The following is a 211-nucleotide window of genomic DNA, read 5'->3' as shown; positions in this document are numbered from 1 at the left end:
AGGATAGGTGGGAGCCGTTGAGCCTTGAGCGCCAGCTTGAGGGGAGGCATCCTTGGGATACCACCCTGATCGTATCTAGGTTCTAACTTGGTACCGTAAGCCGGTGCGAGGACAGTGTCAGGTGGGCAGTTTGACTGGGGCGGTCGCCTCCTAAAGAGTAACGGAGGCGCCCCAAGGTTCCCTCAGAATGGTTGGAAATCATTCGAAGAGT

1 rRNA gene is annotated in these 211 nt (G+C 56.4%); it reads left to right on the top strand.

The annotated features are described in order from the left end of the window. A 23S ribosomal RNA gene (locus LCF57_RS18240) occupies positions 1-211 on the top strand; the annotation flags it as partial.

The organism is Paenibacillus sp. BJ-4, from assembly GCF_020404765.1.
In the GTDB taxonomy this organism is placed as follows: domain Bacteria; phylum Bacillota; class Bacilli; order Paenibacillales; family Paenibacillaceae; genus Paenibacillus.
Note: the sequence above shows the minus strand (reverse complement) of the source record. Positions and strands in the feature narration are given on the sequence as shown.